The organism is Aminobacter sp. J41 (assembly GCF_000526635.1).
Lineage (GTDB): Bacteria > Pseudomonadota > Alphaproteobacteria > Rhizobiales > Rhizobiaceae > Aerobium.
The window spans coordinates 91,216-111,990 of record NZ_JAGL01000003.1 but is presented as its reverse complement, the minus strand read 5'-3'; the positions used below and the strand labels follow the sequence as shown (position 1 = coordinate 111,990).

Annotated in this window: 19 protein-coding genes; 12 read left to right on the top strand and 7 right to left on the bottom strand. The window is 62.9% G+C overall.

The window, feature by feature from the left end; all coding sequences use genetic code 11:
• The first annotated feature begins 24 nt into the window (after positions 1-24).
• The 12 genes from L630_RS0103415 to mazG all read left to right on the top strand — a co-directional run bounded on the left by L630_RS0103415 (position 25) and on the right by mazG (position 11,780).
• Positions 25-924, top strand: coding sequence for a DUF2182 domain-containing protein (locus tag L630_RS0103415; RefSeq protein WP_245263647.1), 900 nt, complete (start codon positions 25-27; stop codon positions 922-924).
• Between the two features lie 10 nt (positions 925-934).
• Positions 935-1,549 (top strand): DUF1326 domain-containing protein, encoded by a 615-nt coding sequence (locus L630_RS0103410; RefSeq protein ID WP_024846884.1) that lies wholly within the window; start codon positions 935-937, stop codon positions 1,547-1,549.
• A gap of 17 nt (positions 1,550-1,566) precedes the next feature.
• Positions 1,567-2,322, top strand: a complete 756-nt coding sequence (gene pcsA, locus L630_RS0103405; RefSeq protein WP_245263646.1) for a phosphatidylcholine synthase — start codon at positions 1,567-1,569, stop codon at positions 2,320-2,322.
• Position 2,323: 1 nt separating this feature from the next.
• Positions 2,324-3,301 (top strand): quinone oxidoreductase, encoded by a 978-nt coding sequence (locus tag L630_RS0103400; RefSeq protein WP_024846882.1) that lies wholly within the window; start codon positions 2,324-2,326, stop codon positions 3,299-3,301.
• Between the two features lie 173 nt (positions 3,302-3,474).
• On the top strand, positions 3,475-4,488 hold the full coding sequence (locus L630_RS0103395; protein WP_051473088.1) for a septal ring lytic transglycosylase RlpA family protein: 1,014 nt from the start codon (positions 3,475-3,477) through the stop codon (positions 4,486-4,488).
• A 165-nt stretch (positions 4,489-4,653) separates the two neighbouring features.
• Positions 4,654-5,736 carry a D-alanyl-D-alanine carboxypeptidase family protein gene (locus L630_RS0103390; RefSeq protein WP_245263650.1) on the top strand — a complete coding sequence of 361 codons (1,083 nt, stop codon included), beginning with the start codon at positions 4,654-4,656 and terminating at the stop codon, positions 5,734-5,736.
• A 75-nt stretch (positions 5,737-5,811) separates the two neighbouring features.
• The gene (gene tmk / locus L630_RS0103385) at positions 5,812-6,477 is read left to right on the top strand and encodes a dTMP kinase (RefSeq protein WP_024846879.1); all 666 of its coding nucleotides are present in this window, start codon (positions 5,812-5,814) and stop codon (positions 6,475-6,477) included.
• Positions 6,474-7,529, top strand: a complete 1,056-nt coding sequence (locus L630_RS0103380; RefSeq protein ID WP_024846878.1) for a DNA polymerase III subunit delta' — start codon at positions 6,474-6,476, stop codon at positions 7,527-7,529. The genes tmk and L630_RS0103380 overlap by 4 nt, the downstream gene beginning before the upstream one ends.
• Before the next feature lie 67 nt (positions 7,530-7,596).
• Positions 7,597-9,153: a methionine--tRNA ligase gene (gene metG / locus L630_RS0103375; protein WP_024846877.1), complete on the top strand. Its 1,557-nt coding sequence runs from the start codon at positions 7,597-7,599 to the stop codon at positions 9,151-9,153.
• A 2-nt stretch (positions 9,154-9,155) separates the two neighbouring features.
• Complete coding sequence (locus L630_RS0103370) at positions 9,156-9,938, top strand: TatD family hydrolase (RefSeq protein WP_024846876.1); 783 nt, start codon at positions 9,156-9,158, stop codon at positions 9,936-9,938.
• Between the two features lies 1 nt (position 9,939).
• Positions 9,940-10,752, top strand: coding sequence for an MBL fold metallo-hydrolase (locus tag L630_RS0103365; protein WP_024846875.1), 813 nt, complete (start codon positions 9,940-9,942; stop codon positions 10,750-10,752).
• A 203-nt stretch (positions 10,753-10,955) separates the two neighbouring features.
• Positions 10,956-11,780, top strand: coding sequence for a nucleoside triphosphate pyrophosphohydrolase (mazG, locus tag L630_RS0103360; RefSeq protein ID WP_024846874.1), 825 nt, complete (start codon positions 10,956-10,958; stop codon positions 11,778-11,780).
• 3 nt (positions 11,781-11,783) lie between these two features.
• On the opposite strand, the gene hflX is transcribed toward mazG, so the two are convergent.
• From hflX to L630_RS0103325, 7 genes are all read right to left on the bottom strand, one after another.
• Positions 11,784-13,109 (bottom strand): GTPase HflX, encoded by a 1,326-nt coding sequence (gene hflX / locus L630_RS0103355; RefSeq protein ID WP_024846873.1) that lies wholly within the window; start codon positions 13,107-13,109, stop codon positions 11,784-11,786.
• Between the two features lie 69 nt (positions 13,110-13,178).
• The gene (gene hfq / locus L630_RS0103350; protein WP_024846872.1) at positions 13,179-13,421 is read right to left on the bottom strand and encodes an RNA chaperone Hfq; all 243 of its coding nucleotides are present in this window, start codon (positions 13,419-13,421) and stop codon (positions 13,179-13,181) included.
• A 137-nt stretch (positions 13,422-13,558) separates the two neighbouring features.
• On the bottom strand, positions 13,559-14,422 hold the full coding sequence (locus L630_RS0103345; protein ID WP_024846871.1) for a D-amino-acid transaminase: 864 nt from the start codon (positions 14,420-14,422) through the stop codon (positions 13,559-13,561).
• Between the two features lie 54 nt (positions 14,423-14,476).
• Entirely contained in the window at positions 14,477-15,841 is a 1,365-nt protein-coding gene (locus tag L630_RS0103340) for a sigma-54 dependent transcriptional regulator (protein WP_024846870.1), read from the bottom strand.
• Entirely contained in the window at positions 15,831-18,095 is a 2,265-nt protein-coding gene (locus tag L630_RS0103335) for a HAMP domain-containing histidine kinase (RefSeq protein WP_024846869.1), read from the bottom strand. The genes L630_RS0103340 and L630_RS0103335 overlap by 11 nt, the downstream gene beginning before the upstream one ends.
• A 97-nt stretch (positions 18,096-18,192) precedes the next feature.
• Positions 18,193-19,650, bottom strand: coding sequence for a nitrogen regulation protein NR(I) (gene ntrC, locus L630_RS0103330; protein WP_024846868.1), 1,458 nt, complete (start codon positions 19,648-19,650; stop codon positions 18,193-18,195).
• The gene (locus tag L630_RS0103325; protein ID WP_024846867.1) at positions 19,647-20,762 is read right to left on the bottom strand and encodes a nitrogen regulation protein NR(II); all 1,116 of its coding nucleotides are present in this window, start codon (positions 20,760-20,762) and stop codon (positions 19,647-19,649) included. Before L630_RS0103325 ends, ntrC begins: the two co-directional genes overlap by 4 nt.
• Between the last annotated feature and the right edge of the window lie 13 nt (positions 20,763-20,775).

Here is a 20,775-nt window from a genome sequence, read left to right as displayed (position 1 = left end):
CAGGCGCTTGATCAACGAGACGAAATGGCTCATTCGAGAAGGATGGCCGATCCGCGCGACGATTTCTCGAATCTTGAAGGACCCGCGCGGGCCGTTGCTGAGGCGTCGCGCCGGCCACGAAGCCTGGTCTACCTGACGTTGGGACTGAGTGTCGTCCTGTCATGGCTGGTCCTGCTGTCGATGTCGCGACGCGCAGCGGAGATTCAGGGCGGAGGTCCGGGAAGCAACCTGCTTGAAGCACTTCCGGCGCTCGAGCTGCCTGGCTTTCTGGAGACATTCTTCGTTCTGTGCTTGTCTCCGAGCGCGCCCGGAGGCGCCGCCGGCGAATTCTTCGCCTTGCTGGCGATGTGGGTTCTGATGTCGGTGGCGATGATGCTTCCATCGGCGGCGCCGATGATCCGCACCTACTGCGAGATCGGGGATACCGCTGCCGCCAAGGGGGAGGCAGCCGTCTCGCCGCTCGTTCTTGTTGCCGGCTACCTCGCCGTCTGGTCGGGCGTCGCGCTCATCTTTGCCACCGTGACCGCGATCCTGCGAGCACTTGGCCACGACCTTGGAGCGCCCCTGGGCTCCGTCGCTGCGGCAGTGATTCTGGGCCTCGCAGGGCTTTACCAGTTCAGCGGCCTGAAGGACGCCTGCCTCGAAAAATGCCGCAACCCGTTCACGATCCTGTTCGCCCGCTGGAGCGTCAGGCCGATTCGCATCTTCGTGCTCGGCATGGAGCAGGGCGTCTGGTGCGTGGGCTGTTGCTGGGCGCTGATGCTGGTGATGTTCGCCGTCGGCACCATGAACCTGTTCTGGATGGTGCTGATCGGCATCTTCTCGCTTGTTGAAAAGCAGGAGGCCGGAAGGGTATTCACAAGGCTCGCTGGCGGAATATTGCTTGTATGGGCGGCGGCGCTCCTTGTAGCGTCTCTTTCATAGGGAGGTTGCGATGGCCGTTAAGAGCTGGGCGCTGAAAGGCGAACTTGTATTGTCGTGCAATTGCACGGTCTTTTGCCCCTGCGTGCTGTCGCTCGGCCAGCATCCGCCGACCGAGGGGTACTGCCAGACCTGGGCGGGTTTTCGCATCGATGCGGGCCATTTCGACGATGTGGATCTCTCCGGCCTCAACCTCGGTCTCGTGATGGAAATTCCGGGCTACATGAGTCGCGGCAACTGGACTGCCGGGCTGTTCCTCGACGACCGCGCCTCGATCTATGCCCAGAAGGGGATCGAGAAGATCTTTTCGGGCAAGGCCGGCGGCACCACGGGCCTTCTTTCGATCCTCGTCGGCAAGTTCCTCGGCGTGCAGCGCGCCAAGATCAGCTACGAGGTCCGTGACAAAACCCGCATTTTCCAGATACCGGGCATCATCGACGGCGCCGTGACGCCGATTCCGGGCAAGAGCCCGGATGGCGACACCGTCATCACCAATTCGCAATACTGGATCGCGCCCGAAATCATCGTGGCAAAGTCCGACAAGAGCAGGATGCGCGCCTTCGGCCGCAACTGGAACTTCGCCGGCCGATCGGCCGAAATCTGCAAGCTGGATTGGCGCGGACCGTGACAGAAGACGATATCCCATTGAAAAAGAAAATCGCCGACCGCATTCCGCGCCCGAAGAAGAAGGTGACGTGGCCGCAGGCCCGCGCCTTTTCGGTTCATCTGCTGACGGCGTCGGGATCGTTCCTCGCCTTTCTGTCGCTGGTTTCGGCGGCGGAGAAGCAGTGGACGGCGATGTTTCTGTGGCTGGGCCTCGCGCTGTTCGTCGATGGCATCGACGGCCCGATTGCGCGCAAGCTCGACGTCAAGGAAGTGCTGCCGAACTGGTCGGGCGAGGTGCTCGACAACATCATCGATTATGTCACCTACGTGCTGATCCCGGCCTTCGCGCTCTACCAGAGCGGGTTCATGGGCGAAAAGCTGTCGTTCCTGTCGGCGGCGATCATCGTGGTATCGAGCGCGATCTATTACGCTGACACCGGCATGAAGACGAAGGAGAACTTCTTCAAGGGGTTCCCGGTGGTCTGGAACATGATCGTGTTCACGCTCTTCGTCATCGCGCCGGGCGAGTGGGTGTCGTTCGCCGTGGTCGTCATTGCCGCAATGCTCTCGTTCGTGCCGATGAACTTCCTGCACCCGGTGCGCGTGAAGCGGCTGCGCTCGCTCAATCTCGGCATTTTCCTCGCATGGTGCCTGTTCGGCATCGTCGCGCTGGTGCAGGACATGGACGCATCGCGCCCGATCCAGATCGGTATTGGCCTCACCGGCATCTATCTGTTCTGCATCGGCGGGGTGATGCAGCTGTTGCCGAAGCTTGGACTTAAAAAGGGGGACTAAAATGGTCGCTGCAATCCGCATTCATGAAAACGGCGGTCCGGAGGTCCTGCGCTACGAGCAGATCGACGTTCGCGCGCCCGGCGCCAGCGAGGTTCTGATCCGTCATACAGCCATCGGCCTGAATTTCATCGATACCTATTACCGCTCGGGCCTTTATCCGTCGCCGACCGGCTTCCCGCTAATCCTCGGCGGCGAGGCTGCAGGTGTGGTCCTTGCGGTAGGCGAGGGCGTCGAGGGGCTGAAGGAGGGCGATCGCGTCGCCTACGTCACGCCGCTGGGTGCCTATTGCGAGCAGCGGGTCATCGAAGCGCGGCATCTGGTCAAAATCCCCGAAGGAATCGCCGACGAAACCACGGCGGCAATGATGCTGAAGGGCATGACGGCCGAATATCTCCTGCGCCGAACGTACGCGGTGAAGCCGGGTGATGCCGTGCTGGTGCATGCGGCAGCAGGCGGTGTCGGCCTGATCCTCGGCCAGTGGCTGAGCTCGCTCGGCGTCACGCTGATCGGCACGGCGGGTTCCGACGAGAAGGTCGCGCTCGCCAAGGCCAACGGCTATCAGCACGTTATCAATTACCGCAAGGATGACTTCGTCGCGGCGGTGAAGGACATTACCGGCGGCAAGAAGTGCGACGTCGTCTACGACTCCGTTGGCAAGGACACCTTTGAAGGCTCGCTCGACTGCCTCAAGGTGCGGGGCATGTTTGTCAGCTTCGGCCAGTCGTCAGGACCGATCCCGCCCATCAGCATCAATCTGCTGGCGCAGAAAGGCTCGCTCTACGCAACGCGGCCGTCGTTGTTCGCCTACATCGCAACCCGTCCGGAACTGGAGGAGTCCGCCAACGCGCTGTTCGACGTGGTGAAAGAAGGGACCGTGAAGGTCGCGGTCAACCAGCGCTACGCGCTCAAGGATGCCGCGCAGGCGCATATCGATCTTGAGAGCCGGAAGACGACCGGTACCACCGTCCTGATTCCCTGACGGAAAGCCCAAACCTCAGGCGAGACGCAATTATGCCCCGATCTCGCCTGATTTGCTTAAGGTACTGCTAAGACTTTTGCCGCAGTTTGTGCGGGACCGCGTCCGGCACCGGACGAGATCGCGTTGTCTGTTTGTATTGCGTCTTTCGCGCGAGAGGTTTGGGGAAGTTGGGCATGGCGGTTTACCCCTCACGGGCAGCCTGCAGGCGGCTGGGCGCGCTTCTTGGTGTCGTATCGGCAATTACCCTTGCCTCATGTGCTGCCAAAGTCGCGGAAGCTCCCAAGAAGCCCAAGCGCAGCAAGGAGTACTTCGCCGAGTCAGTCTACGGCGTGAAGGCCAGCCCGCGTGTTACCAACCTTGCCAGCAACCTGCCTCGCGGCGGGGGCAGGGACCAAGTTGGCAAACCCTACCAGGTCAAGGGCAAGTGGTATCACCCGAAGGAAGATCCGAACTACAAGAAGTCGGGCCTCGCTTCCTGGTACGGCGACGCCTTCCATGGCCGCCTCACCGCCAACGGCGAAATCTACGACATGACGCATCTCACGGCTGCGCATCCCACCATGCCGCTGCCTAGCTATGCGCGGGTTACCAATAAGGAAAACGGGAACTCCGTCATTGTCCGCGTTAATGATCGTGGGCCTTATGAACACAACCGGCTGATCGATGTCTCTCGCCGGGCTGCCGAGATGCTTGGCTACGCCCACCGTGGCGTCGCCAGGGTTGAGGTTGAGTATCTTGGCCGTGCGCCGCTGCACGGCAAGGACGACGAGTTCCTGATGGCGTCTTTCCGGCCAGGCAACGGCAAGAAGCCGATGGATCCGTCCGATGGCCTGCCGACTGGCGTGATGATCGCCATGAACGGCCCCACGCCGACGCAGCGCCCGGTGATGGCTTCAGCGAGCCCGTTTGGCAGCTTTGGCGGGCATTCGCCGGCTCCCGCACCGATTGCTGCGCAGGCGGCCCAAGTCGCGAGCGTCGATGTTGTCCTGCCTGAATTCGGCCCGATCGTGCCGTGGCGCCCGGATGTCCGCGTGGCCGCTGCTCCCGCAAAGCCGCTCGCTTATGCCGGCCATCACAGCGAGCAGCAGCCAGCTGACGATGCCCTGGCACGGCTTGCAGGCGACCCTGCGGCAATGGCCAAGGTCGTTGAGGCGCTGAACCAGCGATATTCCACCGCTCTCCGGTAAGGAATATTAGCCCGGCTTGATTGCGGTCATGCCGGGCTGCTAGCTTCAGTCCGTCGCGTAGGGAGCGGACTGGGCATGCGATCCATCTTTCATTTCTGGCTTCTTCGCTACGTTGTTGCGGCGCTGCTGGTGCTCGCCACGGGGCTGAGCGCAAGCGCCCAGGACATGTTCGAGACGAAGGCCAAGCAGGCCTTCATGATCGACGCGGAGACGGGCACCGTCCTCTATTCCAAGGACCCGGATACGCCGTTTCCGCCAGCGTCTCTTGCGAAGCTGATGACCATGGAGGTGGTGTTCAACGCCATCCGCAAGGGCCAGCTGTCGCTGGACGAGGAGTTTTATGTTTCGGAGAACGCCTGGAGGACGGGCGGCGCGCCGTCGCGAACCTCGACCATGTTCGCCGCCCTCGGCTCATCGATCCGGCTCGAGGACCTGATCCAGGGCGTGATCGTGCAGTCGGCCAATGACGGCTGCATCATCATCGCCGAGGGCATGGCAGGATCGGAGGAGAACTTTGCGCAGCTGATGAACGATCGCGCAAAGGAGATCGGCCTCACCAAGTCGGTGTTCAAAAACTCCACCGGGCTTCCAGCTGAGGGACAGGTCGTCACCGCGCGGGACCTCGTGAAGCTCGCGCACCATCTGTGGAAGGAATATCCGGAGTTCTATAAGTACTACTCGCAGCCTGAGTTCACCTGGAACAAGATCACCCAGCGCAACCGCAACCCGCTACTCGGCATGAACATCGGCGCCGACGGGCTCAAGACCGGCTTCACCGAAGAATCCGGCTACGCGATCGTCGGTTCGGTAAACCGCGATGACCGCCGCACCTTCGTTGCACTGAGCGGTATGGAAAGCGACAAGCAGCGCGCCGAGGAGGCGCGGCGCATCCTCGACTGGGGCATGCGCGCGTTCCAGAAGATCACGCTGTTCCAGCCCGACGAGCACGTCGGCGAAGCCAAGGTTTATGGCGGCGACAAGTCGGGCGTTGCGCTGAAGGGCGAGGGGCCCTTGTCGATCTTCGTGCCGACCTTCAATCGCGACCGGCTGATCGCCCGCATCGTCTATGAAGGTCCGGTCATTGCGCCGGTGGAGGAGGGGACCCGCATCGGATCGCTGAAAGTCTGGATCGGCGATACGCTTAGTCAGGAAACGCCACTCTACGCGGCCGAGAGCGTTGGCGTCGGCAAGCTGCACCAGCGCTTCTTCGATGCGATCGAGGAACTGGCGATCGGGTGGCTGCGCTGAACCGCGAGTGGATAAACGCGCGCCGCTGGCCTATGTGGAAGGCGTCATCGGAATCGGGCGCACTGAAAGGCTGACGTGGCGCGTGGGATCTTCATAACCTTCGAAGGCGGCGAGGGCGCCGGCAAGTCGACGCAGATCGGCATGCTGGCCGATGCTTTGCGCGAGGCCGGTCGCGAGGTGCTGGTCACACGCGAACCCGGTGGCTCGCCCGGTGCGGAGGCTGTCCGGCACGTGTTGCTGTCAGGTGCCGCGGAGCCGTTCGGGCCGGCGATGGAGGCGGTGTTGTTTGCCGCGGCGCGGTTGGACCACGTCGAGCAGGTCATTCGCCCCGCCGTCGAGGCGGGAAAGGTTGTCCTGTGCGACCGCTTCATGGATTCGAGTCGCGTCTACCAGGGCGTGACGGGTAACCTCAGCCCGGACTTCATGCGCTCTCTGGAGGAAGCGGCGATCAACGGCATGGTGCCGGATCTGACGCTGATCCTCGATCTTCCGGCAGAGGAGGGGATGCGCCGCGCCAATGCCCGCCGTGGCGACGGTGGCGCTGATCGTTTCGAGAAGGAGACGATGGATGTCCATCGCCGCCGACGCGACGCCTTCCTCGAAATCGCGCGCGCGGAGCCCGAGCGCTGCCGGGTGATCGACGCCAGCCAGGAGATGAACCTCGTCTCGGCCGACATCATCAATGAGGTTGCGCGGCTGTTTGAAACTCAGGCCACTGCGGGTGAGGGGGCTACGGCATGAGCTTCGTTCGCCTCGCCCCTGAACAGTTCGACACCATCGACGGCATTGCTGAGCCGGCGGAAAATCCCCTGCTCGTCGGGCACGAGGATGCGATTGCGCATGTCGCGGCCGCCTATCAGTCCGGGAAGATGCACCACGCCCTGCTACTTTCCGGCCCGCCCGGCGTCGGCAAGGCGACCTTCGCGTTTCATCTCGCGCAGCATCTCCTCGCGAATCCGGTTCCGGAGCTGGCACCGGCGACCTTTTCGGGCCGTGATCCGCAGTCCGCGCTGTTCAGGCAGATTGCCCAGGGCTCGCACCCGTCGGTGCTGCACCTGACGCGGCCGGTGAACGAGCGCACCAAGGGTTTCAAGTCAGTCGTTACGGTCGATGAGATCCGCAAGATCGGCCGTTTCCTGTCGATGACCTCACACGACGGCGGCTGGCGCGTGGTGATCGTCGATCCGGCCGACGACATGAACACCAACGCGGCCAATGCGCTCCTCAAAAATCTGGAGGAGCCACCGGCGCGCACGTTGTTCGTGCTGATCGCCCACTCGGCCGGGGGCCTGCTGCCGACGATCCGGTCGCGCTGCCAGCTCATCAAGTTCAAGCCGCTCAATGAGGCGCAGCTGTTCCAGGTGCTGCAGTCGCTCGGTGCACCGCTGCCGGACGATCCGCAGTCGCGCGCGGCGCTGGCACAAAGGGCAGGGGGCAGCGTGCGCGAGGCGCTGCTGCTGACCCAGTATGGCGGCCTCGATATCGCCGACGCGGTGGTCGAGGTCATGCAGGAACGCACCTACCCCGTCGCAAAGGCGTGGCGGATCGCCGAAGTCGTCGCCGGCAAGGACAACAGCGTCCAGTTCGCAATCTTCAACCAGAATGCGCTCGACATGATCGCCAGCTGGGCGAGGAACGCTGCCGCTCAGGGGCAGGCGGGTGCAGCGGCATTTTTCGCTGATCTCTGGCGTCAGGCGGGCCAGCAGGTTATTGAGACCGAGACCTACAATCTCGACAAGAAGCAGCACGTCAACGGGCTGCTTTCGCGTATGTGGCAAGCGCTCCACGCATAAGATCGCGCATAGCAATCGCAGCGACGATGCGCTATCCACGCCCCATAAAACGGATCCGGACCATTTCATGTCGACCGAACGCTATTACATCACCACGGCCATCTCGTACCCGAACGGCAAGCCGCATATCGGCCACGCCTACGAACTGATCGCGACCGATGCGCTGGCGCGCTTTCAACGTCTCGATGGCAAGGATGTGTACTTCCTGACCGGCACCGACGAGCACGGCATCAAGATGTTCCAGACCGCTCGCAAGGAAGGCATCACGCCGCGCGAGCTGGCTGACCGGAACTCGGCTGAATTTCAGCGGATGGCAAAGGCGCTGAATGCGTCGAACGACGACTTCATCCGCACCTCCGAAGAGCGCCACTACCGCGCCTCGCAGGCGATCTGGAAGGCGATGGCCGCCAATGGCGACATCTACAAGGACAGCTACGCCGGCTGGTACTCTGTCCGCGATGAGGCGTACTACGCCGAGGAAGAGACGGAAGTCCGCGAGGACGGCGTGCGCTATGGCCCGCAGGGAACGCCGGTCGAGTGGGTCGAGGAGGAGAGCTATTTCTTCCGCCTGTCGAACTACCAGGACCGCCTGCTCAAGTACTACGACGAGAACCCGCACTTCATCGGCCCGAACGAGCGCCGTAACGAGATCGTCAGCTTCGTGAAGTCGGGCTTAAAGGACCTTTCGGTTTCGCGCACGACCTTCGACTGGGGCATTCCGGTTCCGGGCGACGAGAAGCACGTGATGTATGTGTGGGTCGATGCCCTCACCAACTATCTCACCGGCATCGGCTATCCGGACGAGTCGTCGCCGCTCTACGGCTACTGGCCGGCTGACGTCCATGTCATCGGCAAGGACATCACCCGTTTCCATGCCGTCTACTGGCCGGCGTTCCTGATGTCCGCCGGCATCCCGCTGCCGAAGCGCGTGTTCGGCCACGGCTTCGTGTTCAACCGCGGCGAGAAGATGTCGAAGTCGGTCGGCAACGTGATCGACCCGTTCGCGCTGATCGAGCACTACGGTCTCGATCAGGTCCGCTACTTCCTGCTGCGCGAGGTTCCGTTCGGTCAGGACGGCAACTACAGCCACGAGGCGATCGTCAACCGCACCAATGCGGACCTTGCTAACGATCTTGGCAACCTGGCGCAGCGATCGCTGTCGATGATCGCCAAGAACTGCGGCGGCAAAGTTCCGGCCAAGGGTGAACTTCAAGACGCCGACAAGGCGATCCTGCAGATGGCGCTCGACGCGCTGGAGACCGGCCGCAAGGCGATGAAGGATCAGGCGATCCACCACGCGCTGGCTGCCGTGTTCGCGGTCGTCGCCGAGGCCAACCGCTATTTTGCGGGGCAGGAGCCCTGGGCGCTGCGCAAGACCGACCCTGCCCGCATGGAGACGGTGCTCTGGACGACGGCCGAAACCGTCCGTCGCGTCGCGATCCTCTGCCAGCCCTACATGCCCGAGTCAGCCTCCAAGCTGCTCGACCTGCTGGCCATCGCGCCTGACGCACGCAAGTTCGCCAATGTCAGCGAGGCTTCCGAGCTGCAGCCGGGCCAGGAACTTCCGGCGCCGCAGGGTGTTTTCCCGCGCTATGTGGAGCCGACCGCCGCGGCGCAGGAATAATCATGCTCGTAGACAGTCACTGCCACCTGGACTTCCCGGATTTTGCAGAGGAGCGCGACGACATCATCGCGCGCGCCAAGGCGGCCGGTGTCGAGCGTATGGTCACGATTTCAACGCGCGTGCGCCGCTTCCCGGAGATCCTCGCCATCGCTGAGGCCTATCCGGAAGTCTATTGCTCGGTCGGCACGCATCCGCATCAGGCCGCCGAGGAGCTGGACGTAACCGTTGACGAGCTGGTCGCGCACGCGAAGCACCCTAAGGTGGTCGCAATCGGCGAGGCGGGTCTCGACTATTTCTATGACTACGGGCCGCGCGAAGCGCAGGCTCAAGGGCTGCGGACGCATATCGCTGCTGCCCGCATCACGCAGCTGCCGCTGGTCATCCATGCGCGCGATGCCGACGAGGACATGGCGGCGATCCTGACCGAAGAGATGGGGAAGGGCGCCTTCCCATTCGTCCTGCACTGCTTCTCGTCGGGTCGTCGGCTTGCCGAAGTCGGCCTCGAGCTCGGCGGCTACATCTCGTTCTCGGGTATTCTTACCTTCAAGAAGTCGGAGGAAATCCGCGCGATCGCTGGTGATGTGCCACGCGACCGGATGCTGGTCGAGACCGACGCGCCTTACCTTGCGCCGCCGCCGCATCGCGGCAAGCGCAACGAGCCGGCCTTTGTTAAGCACACCGCCAAAGTGCTGGCCGAGACGGTCGGTGTGAGCGAAGACGAGATCGCGGCGATCACGACCGAGAATTTCTTCCGACTTTTTAATAAGATGCCGAGACCGGCCTGACATGGGCGACATACTGCGTTTCACCATCGTGGGATGCGGCTCGTCGCCTGGCGTTCCGCGCCCCAACGGCGATTGGGGCAACTGCGACCCGACCGACCCGAAGAACCGCCGCCGCCGGCCGGCGGCGCTGGTCGAGCGCATCAAGCCCGACGGACGCATCACCCGCATTGCGATCGACACTGGCCCGGATTTTCGCGAACAGATGATCTCGGCGCGGGCGACGCATCTCGACGCCGTCGTCTACACGCACGGCCATGCCGATCACATCCACGGGATCGACGATGTGCGCAGCTATTTCCTCGAAAGCCGCAAGCGCGTCGACGTCTATGCCGATAAAGCGACGCTTGAACGGCTGCGTGAAGGCTTCAGATATTGCTTCGAAACTCCGGCGGGCAGCAGCTATCCGCCGATTGTCGAGCCGCATCTGATCGAGCACGACGAGCCGTTCGAGATTGACGGGCCGGGCGGTCCCATTCCGTTTCTGCCGCTGCCGCAGATCCACGGTGATATCATGTCGCTCGGCTTCCGGATCCACGATCTGGCGTATTGCTCAGACGTCAGCGACTATCCGCACGATACAGTCGCGAGGCTCGAAAATCTCGATCTGCTGGTGATCGACGCGCTGCAGTACCGGCCGCATCCAAGCCATTTCTCGCTTGGCGAGGCACTGGAGTGGATCGAGCGGCTGAAACCGCGCCAGGCCGTGCTGACGCACATGCATGTGCCGCTGGACTACGCGACTGTCCGCGCCGAGACGCCGGAGAACGTCGAACCAGCGTTCGACGGCATGGTGTTCGAGTTTCCGATCGACTGAGCAGGCTGCCGAAGAGACGGGGATCCTGGAAACGCATCGAACCCGTGAATTCCAGCATTGCGACGCATCAGGACATACTGGTGGTTCCATAATCATGCTTATGCGACTTTCGGGTTGGGGTCTCCCACGCTGCTGATGGACATTCAGTCGCGCCTCTTCTACGACAAAAATCCTCCCGACCAGCGATCAGCCCGAGCAGAACGATGCAGCCTTCCAAAGACATTTCCCGCCTGATCGAAATCATGGCCGCGCTGCGCGATCCCGTCAGCGGCTGCCCGTGGGACATCGAGCAGAATTTTCCGAGCATCGCGCCTTACACCATCGAGGAAGCCTACGAAGTCGCCGACGCGATCGAGCGCGGTGACATGGACGAGCTGCGTGACGAGCTCGGCGATCTGCTGCTGCAGGTCGTCTACCATTCACGGATGGCCGAAGAGATCGGCGAGTTCGCGTTTGGTGACGTCGTCGAGGCGGTGACGCGAAAGATGATCCGCCGCCATCCGCACGTCTTCGGCGACGAGGACGCGCGCCGCAAGGGCCTGCCCAAGGGCATGTGGGAGCAGATCAAGGCCGAGGAGAAGTCCGAGAAGCAGGCAGCACGAGCCGCACGCGGCCTTCCGCCGAAGGAAGAGCAGGCGGGTTATCTTGACAGCGTTCCGCTGACCCAGCCTGCCCTCACCCGCGCCCTCAAGCTGCAGCAGAAGGCTTCGCGCGTCGGGTTCGACTGGGGTGCTGCGGAGCCGATCCTCGATAAGATCGAGGAAGAAATTGCCGAGCTGCGCGCCGCGATGGCCGAAGGCCGGCCAGACCTCGTCGCTGGCGAGCTGGGCGACGTGCTGTTCGCGGTCGTCAATCTCGGCCGCCATCTGGAGGTTGATGCGGAAGATTCGCTGCGCAAGACCAACGATAAGTTCCGCGACCGCTTCCACTATATCGAGCGCGCGCTCAAGGCGCAGGGCCGTAGCCTCGATGAAGCGTCACTGGATGAGATGGAAGAGCTTTGGCAGCAGGCAAAGGCTGCCGAGTAACCGTCAGTCGAGTGCTGGCCCGTACTTCGTCGCCAGCTCCTCGCGGATCGAGGCAGTGGCTCGTAGCGTCAATTCGATGCTGCCGTCTTCGAGGTTATCGCGGTTGAGCACCGTGCTGTTGCGGTAGATCCAATCCACATCGCCGGCCCGATGCGGTGCGAGTGTCAGACGCACCGTCTGCAGGGAACCCGCAATCCGCTCCTCGATGAGGGTGGCGAGGTGGTTCAGCCCCTCGCCCGTGATTGCGGAAATCGCAACCGGCGGCCGTTCTTTCTTCTCGAGCATTGCCGCACGCACAGACTCGTCCACAAGGTCAACCTTGTTCCAGACCTCCAGCACGCGCTTTTCGTCCTTGGCGTCGACGCCGAGGCTGCGCAGGATGTTTTCGACGTCCTCGGCTTGCGCCTTAGTGTCGGGATCAGAAATGTCGCGCAGATGGATGACGAGATCGGCTTCCACGACTTCTTCAAGGGTCGCGCGGAAGGCAGCGACGAGGTGTGTCGGGAGGTCGGAAATGAAGCCGACCGTGTCGGACAGGATGACGATGGTACCGTGGGGCAGGCGCAGGCGACGCAGCGTCGGGTCGAGCGTCGCGAACAGCATGTCCTCGGCAAGCACCCCTGCCCCGGTCAGCCGGTTGAACAGCGTCGACTTGCCGGCGTTCGTGTAGCCGACGATCGCCACGATTGGATAAGGCACCTTGCGGCGCTTGGCGCGGTGCAGGTCGCGCGTGCGCCTCACCGTTTCGAGCTCGCGCTTCAGCTTGACGATCTTTTCCTGAAGAATACGCCGGTCGGCCTCGATCTGGGTTTCACCCGGACCGCCGAGGAAGCCGGCACCGCCGCGCTGTCGCTCAAGGTGGGTCCAGCTGCGAACCAGTCGGCCGCGCTGGTATTCGAGGTGTGCGAGATCGACCTGCAGCCTACCTTCACGGGTGCGGGCGCGCCGACCGAAGATCTCGAGGATGATGCCGGTCCGGTCGAGGACCTTGGCGTTCAGCTCTTTCTCGAGGTTGCGCTGCTGTACAGGCGTTAGCGGATGGTCGACGAAAACGAGTTCGACCTCCTGCTCCTTCACCATCCCCGCAAGCTCTTCGATCTTGCCGCTGCCCAGCAAGGTCGCTGGGCGGGGATCATTGACGGTGACGATCTCGGAATGGATCGTGTCGAGGTCGATGGCTCCGGCAAGGCCAACGGCTTCCTCCAGCCGCGCCTGCGGCGAGCGCTGGGTGCGTGGGCGTGCGCCATCCTCGGCGGCAGCGCGCGGCTGTCGCGTGAGGACGGGAACAACAATCAGTGCACGTGCGGTAGTGTGACCAGGGGGCATCATCTCACTCGCCGCACCGCTGCGGCGTTTCGAGCCCCCTGCCCGATTACCGGTCGAGCCGGTGTGCGCCAATCAGGCTTCCTTGTCGTCGTTCTCGAACATCTGGACCGGCTGGCTCGGCATGATGGTCGAAATCGCATGCTTGTAGACAAGCTGCGAATGCCCGTCACGGCGGAGCAGAACGCAGAAGTTGTCAAAGGAAGTCACGACGCCAGTCAGCTTGACGCCATTGACCAAGAAGATCGTGAGTGGATTCTTGCTCTTACGAACAGAATTCAGGAATACATCCTGCAGATTTTGCGTCCGTTCCGCCATTTTTCTTATCTTTCGCAGATCCCCAAAAGTGCCGGATAGTAGCGCCTATCTGAGCGCGGACTGTCAAGCACACAAACAAAAAGCTAACAAGTGCGGAAGGTTGCCAGTACGCCCGACAACCGTCCCATAGGCGGTTATCAGGCCTGCGTCTTCTCTGCAACGTCGAAAAACGCTGCGCGCAGGGAAAGCGCCGTTTCGCCCGGATGACCGTTGGCAACAGGCTTGTCGTCGATCGCGACCACTGGCATCACGAGGGTCGTGGCAGCGGTGATGAAGGCTTCCTTCGCCTTCAGCGCCTCCTCGACGTTAAACGCCCTCTCCTCGACCTTTAAGCCCAACTTGGCGGCAACATCCATGACGGTCGTGCGGGTAACGCCGCGCAGGATGCCGTGCTCGGCCGGACGGGTGACCAGCGTGCCATCGGAGGTTACGATCCAGGCGTTGGTCGAGGCGCCTTCCGTCACCTTGCCGTCGGCATCGATAAGCCAGGCCTCGGTTGCGCCAGCCTCGCGCGCCTTCTGCTTGGCAAGCACGTTCGGCAGCAGCCCGACGGACTTGATATCGACACGCTCCCAGCGGTTGTCGGGCAGCGTAATGACCTTGACGCCGGCCTGGGCCTTCTCTGCCGAAGCGTGCGGGTCGATGCGCTTGGCGGTCACGACTATGGCGGGCGCGGTGTTTGCGGCGGGGAAGTAATGGTCGCGCGGGGCGACTCCGCGGGTCACCTGCAAGTAGACCATGCCGTTCTCGACGTGGTTGCGGCGGATCACCTCGGCCATCACTATCTCAAGCGCCTTGCGGGTCATCGGCCAGGAAATCCGCAGTTCGCGTAACGAGCGGTCGAGCCGGTCCAGATGCCGCGTCATGTCCACGATGAAGCCGCGGGCGACTTCACAGACTTCGTAGACACCGTCGGCGAACTGATAGCCTCGATCCTCGATGTGAACATTGGCGTCGGCGTGGGGGAGGTAGCGTCCGTTGACATAGGCGATGCGAGGCATGGCTCTCTCGGTTGCGGTTGGGGGGACTAAAATGACTCAGTTGGCGGATGTCTATCAGACGCCCAGCGACCGAAGCTTGCGGTGCAAGGCAGACCGTTCCATCCCGATGAACTCGGCCGTACGCGAAATGTTGCCGCCGAAGCGGTTGATCTGCGCCAGCAGATACTCCTTCTCGAACAGCTCACGCGCCTCGCGCAGCGGCAGCGCCATGATGTGCTGATCGGACTGGTTGGGCGCCCTCGGCATCACGTCGCCGATCTCCTGCGGGAGCAGGTCAGCGGTGATGGGGGAGTCGACATCGTCGCCTCGCGCCAGGATCATCAGGCGCTCGATGTTATTCTTGAGCTGGCGTACGTTGCCCGGCCAGTTGTGAGCCTGCAGGACGGCGAGCGCATCGTCGCCAATGCGTCGAATCCGGATGCCCGCCTGCGCCGCAACCTGACGCATGAAATGGTCGACAAGGAACGGAATGTCCTCGCGCCGCTCGGAAAGCGCCGGCACACGGACCGGCACCACCGCCAGGCGGTGATAGAGGTCCTCGCGGAAACGACCTTGTGCGATCAGTTGCTCGATGTTCTGCGCCGTTGATGAGATGATGCGGACGTCCACCTTCACGCGGGTATTTCCACCGACGCGCTCAAACTGCTGGTCGACCAGCACCCGCAGGATCTTGGCCTGCGTCTCACGCGGCATATCGGCGACCTCGTCGAGGTAGAGAATGCCCTTGTGGGCCTCTTCCAGTGCGCCGACCTTGCGTGGTTCGCCGTTCTTCGGCTCGGTGCCGAACAGCTCGACCTCCATGCGCTCCGGCGTGATCGATGCGGCGCTGACCACGACGAACGGGCCGTTCTTGCGGTTGGAAAGGGCATGGATGGCGCGCGCGGCCATTTCCTTGCCGGAACCTGACGGGCCGATCATCATCACGCGGCTGTTGGTCGGCGCGACGCGTTCGATGGTCTGGCGCAGTTGCGTCATGGCAGCTGACATGCCGATCAGATCGAAGGTCTCTCCACTCCTCTTCTTGAGGTCGGACAGTTCGCGCCGCAGCTTCGAGGTTTCGAGCGCGCGTTCGGCAACGAGGATCAGCCGGTCGGTCTTGAACGGCTTCTCGATGAAGTCGTAGGCGCCGCGACGAATAGCCGAAACGGCGGTTTCGATGGTACCGTGACCCGAGATCATCACCACCGGCAGCTGGGGATGCTGCTTCTTGATCTCGTCCAGCAGGGCAAGTCCGTCGAGACGCGAGCCCTGCAGCCAGATGTCCAGAAACACCAGACGAGGAACACGATTCGCGATCGCTGCCAGCGCGCTGTCGGCGTCATGCGCCGTGCGCGTCTCATGGCCTTCGTCGCTCAGGATGCCGGCAACCAGCTCACGAATGTCTTCTTCGTCGTCGACGATGAGGATGTCAGACGCCATTTTCAACCTTCCCAGTCTTGGTTCCGCCCGTATCGCCCTGTCCTGCCGATGGCAGGACAACGCGGATCATGGCCCCCCGGCCGCCATGGAAGTCAGCCGGCGCGTCGTGGAGTTCGAGCCGGCCCCCGTGGTCTTCGATAATCTTGCGCACGATCGCGAGCCCGAGACCGGTGCCCTTTTCGCGCGTGGTCATGTAGGGCTCGAGCAGGCGCTGCCTGTTCTCGCGCGGCAGCCCCTTGCCGTTGTCGATGACGTCGATGACGGTCTCCTGGCCATGGCGCTCGGCGCGCACGAGGATCGTGCCCCTCTCGTTGGTATCCCGCTCCGCCGCCTCGATCGCCTCGGCCGCGTTCTTGATGAGGTTTCCAAAGGCCTGGCTCAGCAGGCGCGGATCGCAAGTGACCGGCAATGGCTCATCGCCAAAGGCGCGGTCGAACTCGATGTCAGCCTTGCTGACCTCGACAAGGAACGACGCCTCGCGCAGCGGCACGCGCAGGTCCATCAGCTGCATTTCGGGCTTCGGCATGCGCGCAAACGACGAGAACTCGTCGACCATGCGGCCGATGTCGCCGACCTGGCGGATGATGGTCTCAGTGCACTGGTCGAAAACTTCCTTGTCCTCAACGATCACCTTGCCGAAGCGCCTGCGGATGCGCTCCGCCGACAGCTGGATCGGTGTCAGCGGATTCTTGATCTCGTGGGCGATGCGGCGGGCGACGTCCGCCCAGGCGGACGAACGCTGCGCGGAGACGAGGTCCGTAATGTCGTCGACGGTGACGACATAGGAATTGTGACCGCCGCTCGCGGTGACCTCCTCGGTCGTAACCTGAATGTCGAAGGTGCGCTCGGCCCCTCCCCGGTAGAACGTTGCCTGGTCGCGATAAACGGAGCGTCCTGAGTCGCGACCTGCTTCGAAGACGGCGCCGACATGTGGCAGCATTTCGGAGAGCTTGCGGCCAACCGCATTTTCCGGGCGCAGCGTCAGAATCTTGGCAGCTGAGCGGTTGACGATCGTGATGATGCCCTCATGGTCGACGCCGATGACACCGGCCGACACACCGGAAAGCACGGCTTCTGAAAAGCGGCGGCGTTCGTCGATCAGGTCTTTCGCGGCGATGAGCTCGTTTCGCTGCGACTTGAGCTCGAGGATCATGTTGTTGAACGTTTCGGCAAGCGAAGCGACGTCACCGTCAGTCTGGCGTACCGGCACCGTGACGTCCAGATTGCCGGTCGCAACGTTGTCCGCCGCGCTGATGAGCTGGCGGATCGGGCGGACAAGCCGGTCCGCAACGGCGATGCCAGTCCAGATCGCGGACAGGACGATGATGAGCGTGACACCGAGATAGATCAGCGCGAAGGCAACCTGGGTCGAAAACCGGTTGCTCTCAAGCTTCCGGTATTCGTCCGTGTTCGCGCGCACGATCTGGCGCGCCCGGATCACCTCCGGGTCAACCTCGCGGATCGTGTAGAGAAAGAGGTCGTCGAATTCCCTGAGCTTGATGATCGCGCCGACGATGTTGCGCTGCGCAGGCGGAATCAGGACTGGCAATCCGTCCGAAGCGGTCTGGACGGCCTCGATCGGCGGCTGCGGGATCGGGAACTCCGCGCTCGTCTCAGCCTGCATCACGAACGAGCCGTCGGCGCGGATGAGGGCGGCATGGGCAAGCGCCCTGCCCTGCGCCTGCCGGCTGAGAAACGTGCGGAAGCCGACGCGGTCGAGCGTGTAGAGCGTGCGGTTCGCGTCGAGGTCGCCTGCCATCGACAGGGTCGTGCCCTGAAGGTTGCGGGCGTTTTCGATGACGTATGCCTCGGCGATCGACAGTGACGAGCTGATGATCACTTTGGTTCGGATTTCGAACCAGCGGTCGAGGCCGATGTCGAGCGTGACCGACGCCACCACGGCAACCACCAGCGCCGGTATCGCCGCCACCAGCGAAAACATGGCAACGATGCGCACATGCAATCTGGAGGCTGCCTTGCCGCGGCGCCGGGCCATGAAGATGCGATGAATTTCACGAGAGATCAGCGCAACCAGCGCCAGCACGAAGGCAGCGTTGACGGCGATGAGGGTAAGTGTGGTCGTCTCGTCGGGTGTGATTGGCGTCAGGCCGGCCAGCACCACAAAGGATATGCCGGCGGTGATAAGCGCACCGACGATGGTGATGATACCAGGCAGCGCAAGCAGACGCCTGCCGTCCGCCGCCGTAGCGGTCGGCGTCATCGGCATCTCAATCGATGGCGTCTGCACCGTCATCCGGAAACCTGTCCTCACGCGTGACATCTATGCAACGCATTGTGGCGAATGTGCAACAAGCGCAAGCGTGAGGTCGCGATTTCCAGCGACTAAATGGCTATTTCGAGGCGCGGTAGACGTTCACACCGAGTTCGCGGATCTTCTTTCTCAGGGTGTTGCGGTTCAATCCGAGCAATTCCGCCGCCTTGATCTGATTCCCGCGCGTCGCGGTCATCGCCGCCAGAACCAGCGGATACTCGACCTCCGCAAGGACGCGGTCGTATAGGCCAGGTGGCGGCAACTCCCCACCAAAGCTCGCGAAATAACGCTGCAGATAGTGCTCGACCGCGTGCGAAATCGTGATGTCGTCCGGCAGCATCGTGCCAGTTGCGGCACTCTCGGTCTTCGGCTCGATCGTCTGCAGTTCCTGCTCGATGATCTCGGCGGTGATCTCGTCCTGCGGGTAAAGCGCTGCCAGGCGGCGGACGAGATTTTCGAGCTCGCGAACGTTACCCGGCCACGAATAGCGCTTCATCAGCTCGATGCCGGCAGGGGCGATTCGCTTCGCCTGCAGGCCCTCGCTCTCCACCTGCTTGAAGAAATGGCGAACGAGATCCGGCACGTCCTCGGTGCGCTCGCGCAGCGGCGGAAGGCGCAGCGGCACGACGTTCAGGCGATAGAAAAGGTCCTCGCGGAACAGGCCCTGGTTGATGAGGGTGCGCAGGTCCTTGTTGGTCGCGGCAACGATACGCACGTCGGTACGGATGGGCGTGCGGCCGCCGACGGTGGTGTACTCGCCCTGCTGCAGCACGCGCAGGAGGCGCGTCTGGGCTTCCATCGGCATGTCGCCGATCTCATCGAGGAACAGCGTGCCGCCCTCTGCCTGCTCGAATCGGCCGGCCGACCTGCTCTGCGCGCCGGTGAAAGCGCCTTTCTCATGGCCGAAGAGTTCCGACTCGATGAGGTCACGCGGGATCGCGGCCATGTTGATCGCCACGAACGGCCCGTTGCGGCGGCGGCCATATTCATGCAGTGCGCGCGCCACCAGCTCCTTGCCGGTGCCCGACTCGCCGGTGATCATGACCGTCAGGTCGGTCTGCATCATGCGGGCGAGCATGCGGTAGATGTCCTGCATTGCGCTCGACCGGCCGATCAGCGGCATCGATTCCAGCGCTTCGTCCGCGTTCTTGTCGACCTTATTGCGGCGCGGCTCGGAGAGCGCGCGCTGGACGATGTTGAGAAGCTCGGTCAGATCGAACGGCTTCGGCAAGTACTCGTAGGCGCCCGCCTCCGAGGCACGGATTGCGGTCATGAACGTGTTCTGCGCGCTCATGACGATCACCGGCAGTTCCGGACGCGCCTTCTTGATGCGCGGCAGCATGTCGAACGCGTTCTCGTCCGGCATGACGACGTCGGTGATGACGATGTCGCCATCTCCCGCGCCAACCCAGCGCCACAAGGTCGATGCATTTGATGTGACGCGCACCTCATGGCCGACACGCGAGAGTGCCTGGCTCAATACGGTGCGGATCGCAGCATCATCGTCTGCAACAAGGATTTGCCCGCGCACGCTCATTCTGCAGTCCCTTCACCCGTCTTTTCTTCTGGCTCCCTCGGCTCCCTCCAAGCCGGCATAAGGATGCGAAATGTCGTTCCCCTCGGCGACGAGTCGCATTCAATGACACCGCCGTGCTCGCCGACGATCTTCGCCACCAGCGCGAGCCCAAGGCCGGAGCCGTTCGGCTTGGTGGTGATGAAAGGATCGAACAGGATCGGCAGCAGGTCCTCGGGCACCCCTCGCCCGTTGTCGTGGACGCAAAATTCGAGCGGCAGCGACACCCTGTCGGCCGTTCCCGGCACCGAAAGCCGGATGCCCGGCCGGAAGGCCGTCGAGAGTGTGATCTCGCCGTTTGGCTCGTTGCCAATCGCTTCCGCCGCGTTCTTCACCAGGTTCAGGAACACCTGGATCAGCTGGTCGCGATTGCCGTAGACGGGCGGCAGCGACGGGTCATAGTCCTCGATGATGCGGATGCGGCTGGCAAAGCCATTCAGCGCCAGCGCCTTCACGTGGTCGAGTACGACGTGGATGTTGACCGGGAAGCGCTCGATCGGACGCTCGTCCGAGAAGACTTCCATGCGGTCGACCAGCGACACGATACGGTCGGTCTCGTCCTGAATCAGACGCGCCAGCGGGCGGTCCTCGTCGCCGACGACGCTTTCAAGCAGTTGTGCCGCGCCGCGAATGCCGGAAAGCGGGTTCTTGATCTCGTGTGCCAGCATGGCGGCGAGGCCGGTTACCGAGCGGGCGGCGCCGCGATGCGTCATCTGGCGGTCGATCTTGTCCGCCATCGAGCGTTCCTGGAACATGACGACGACATGCCCCTCGAGCTCCGGAACGGGAGCGACATAGAGGTCGACGACGCGGTCTGATCCAAGACGCGGAGATGAGATGTCGACGCGGTATTCGTTTACTGGTGCACGGCGCTGGCGGACCTGATCTACCAGTGCCAGCAGCGGGCTGCCGAACGGCACGTAGCGCTCCAGCCCATCGCGAGCCAGCAGCGTGGCGCTCGCACGGAAAAAGTCCTCGGCGTCGGCATTGGCAAACACGATGAACCCCTTCGGATCCACCATGATGACCGGCCTGCGGATCGTGTTGAGGACGATCGCGGCGGCATCGCCGCTCATGTCTGGTCGCTTG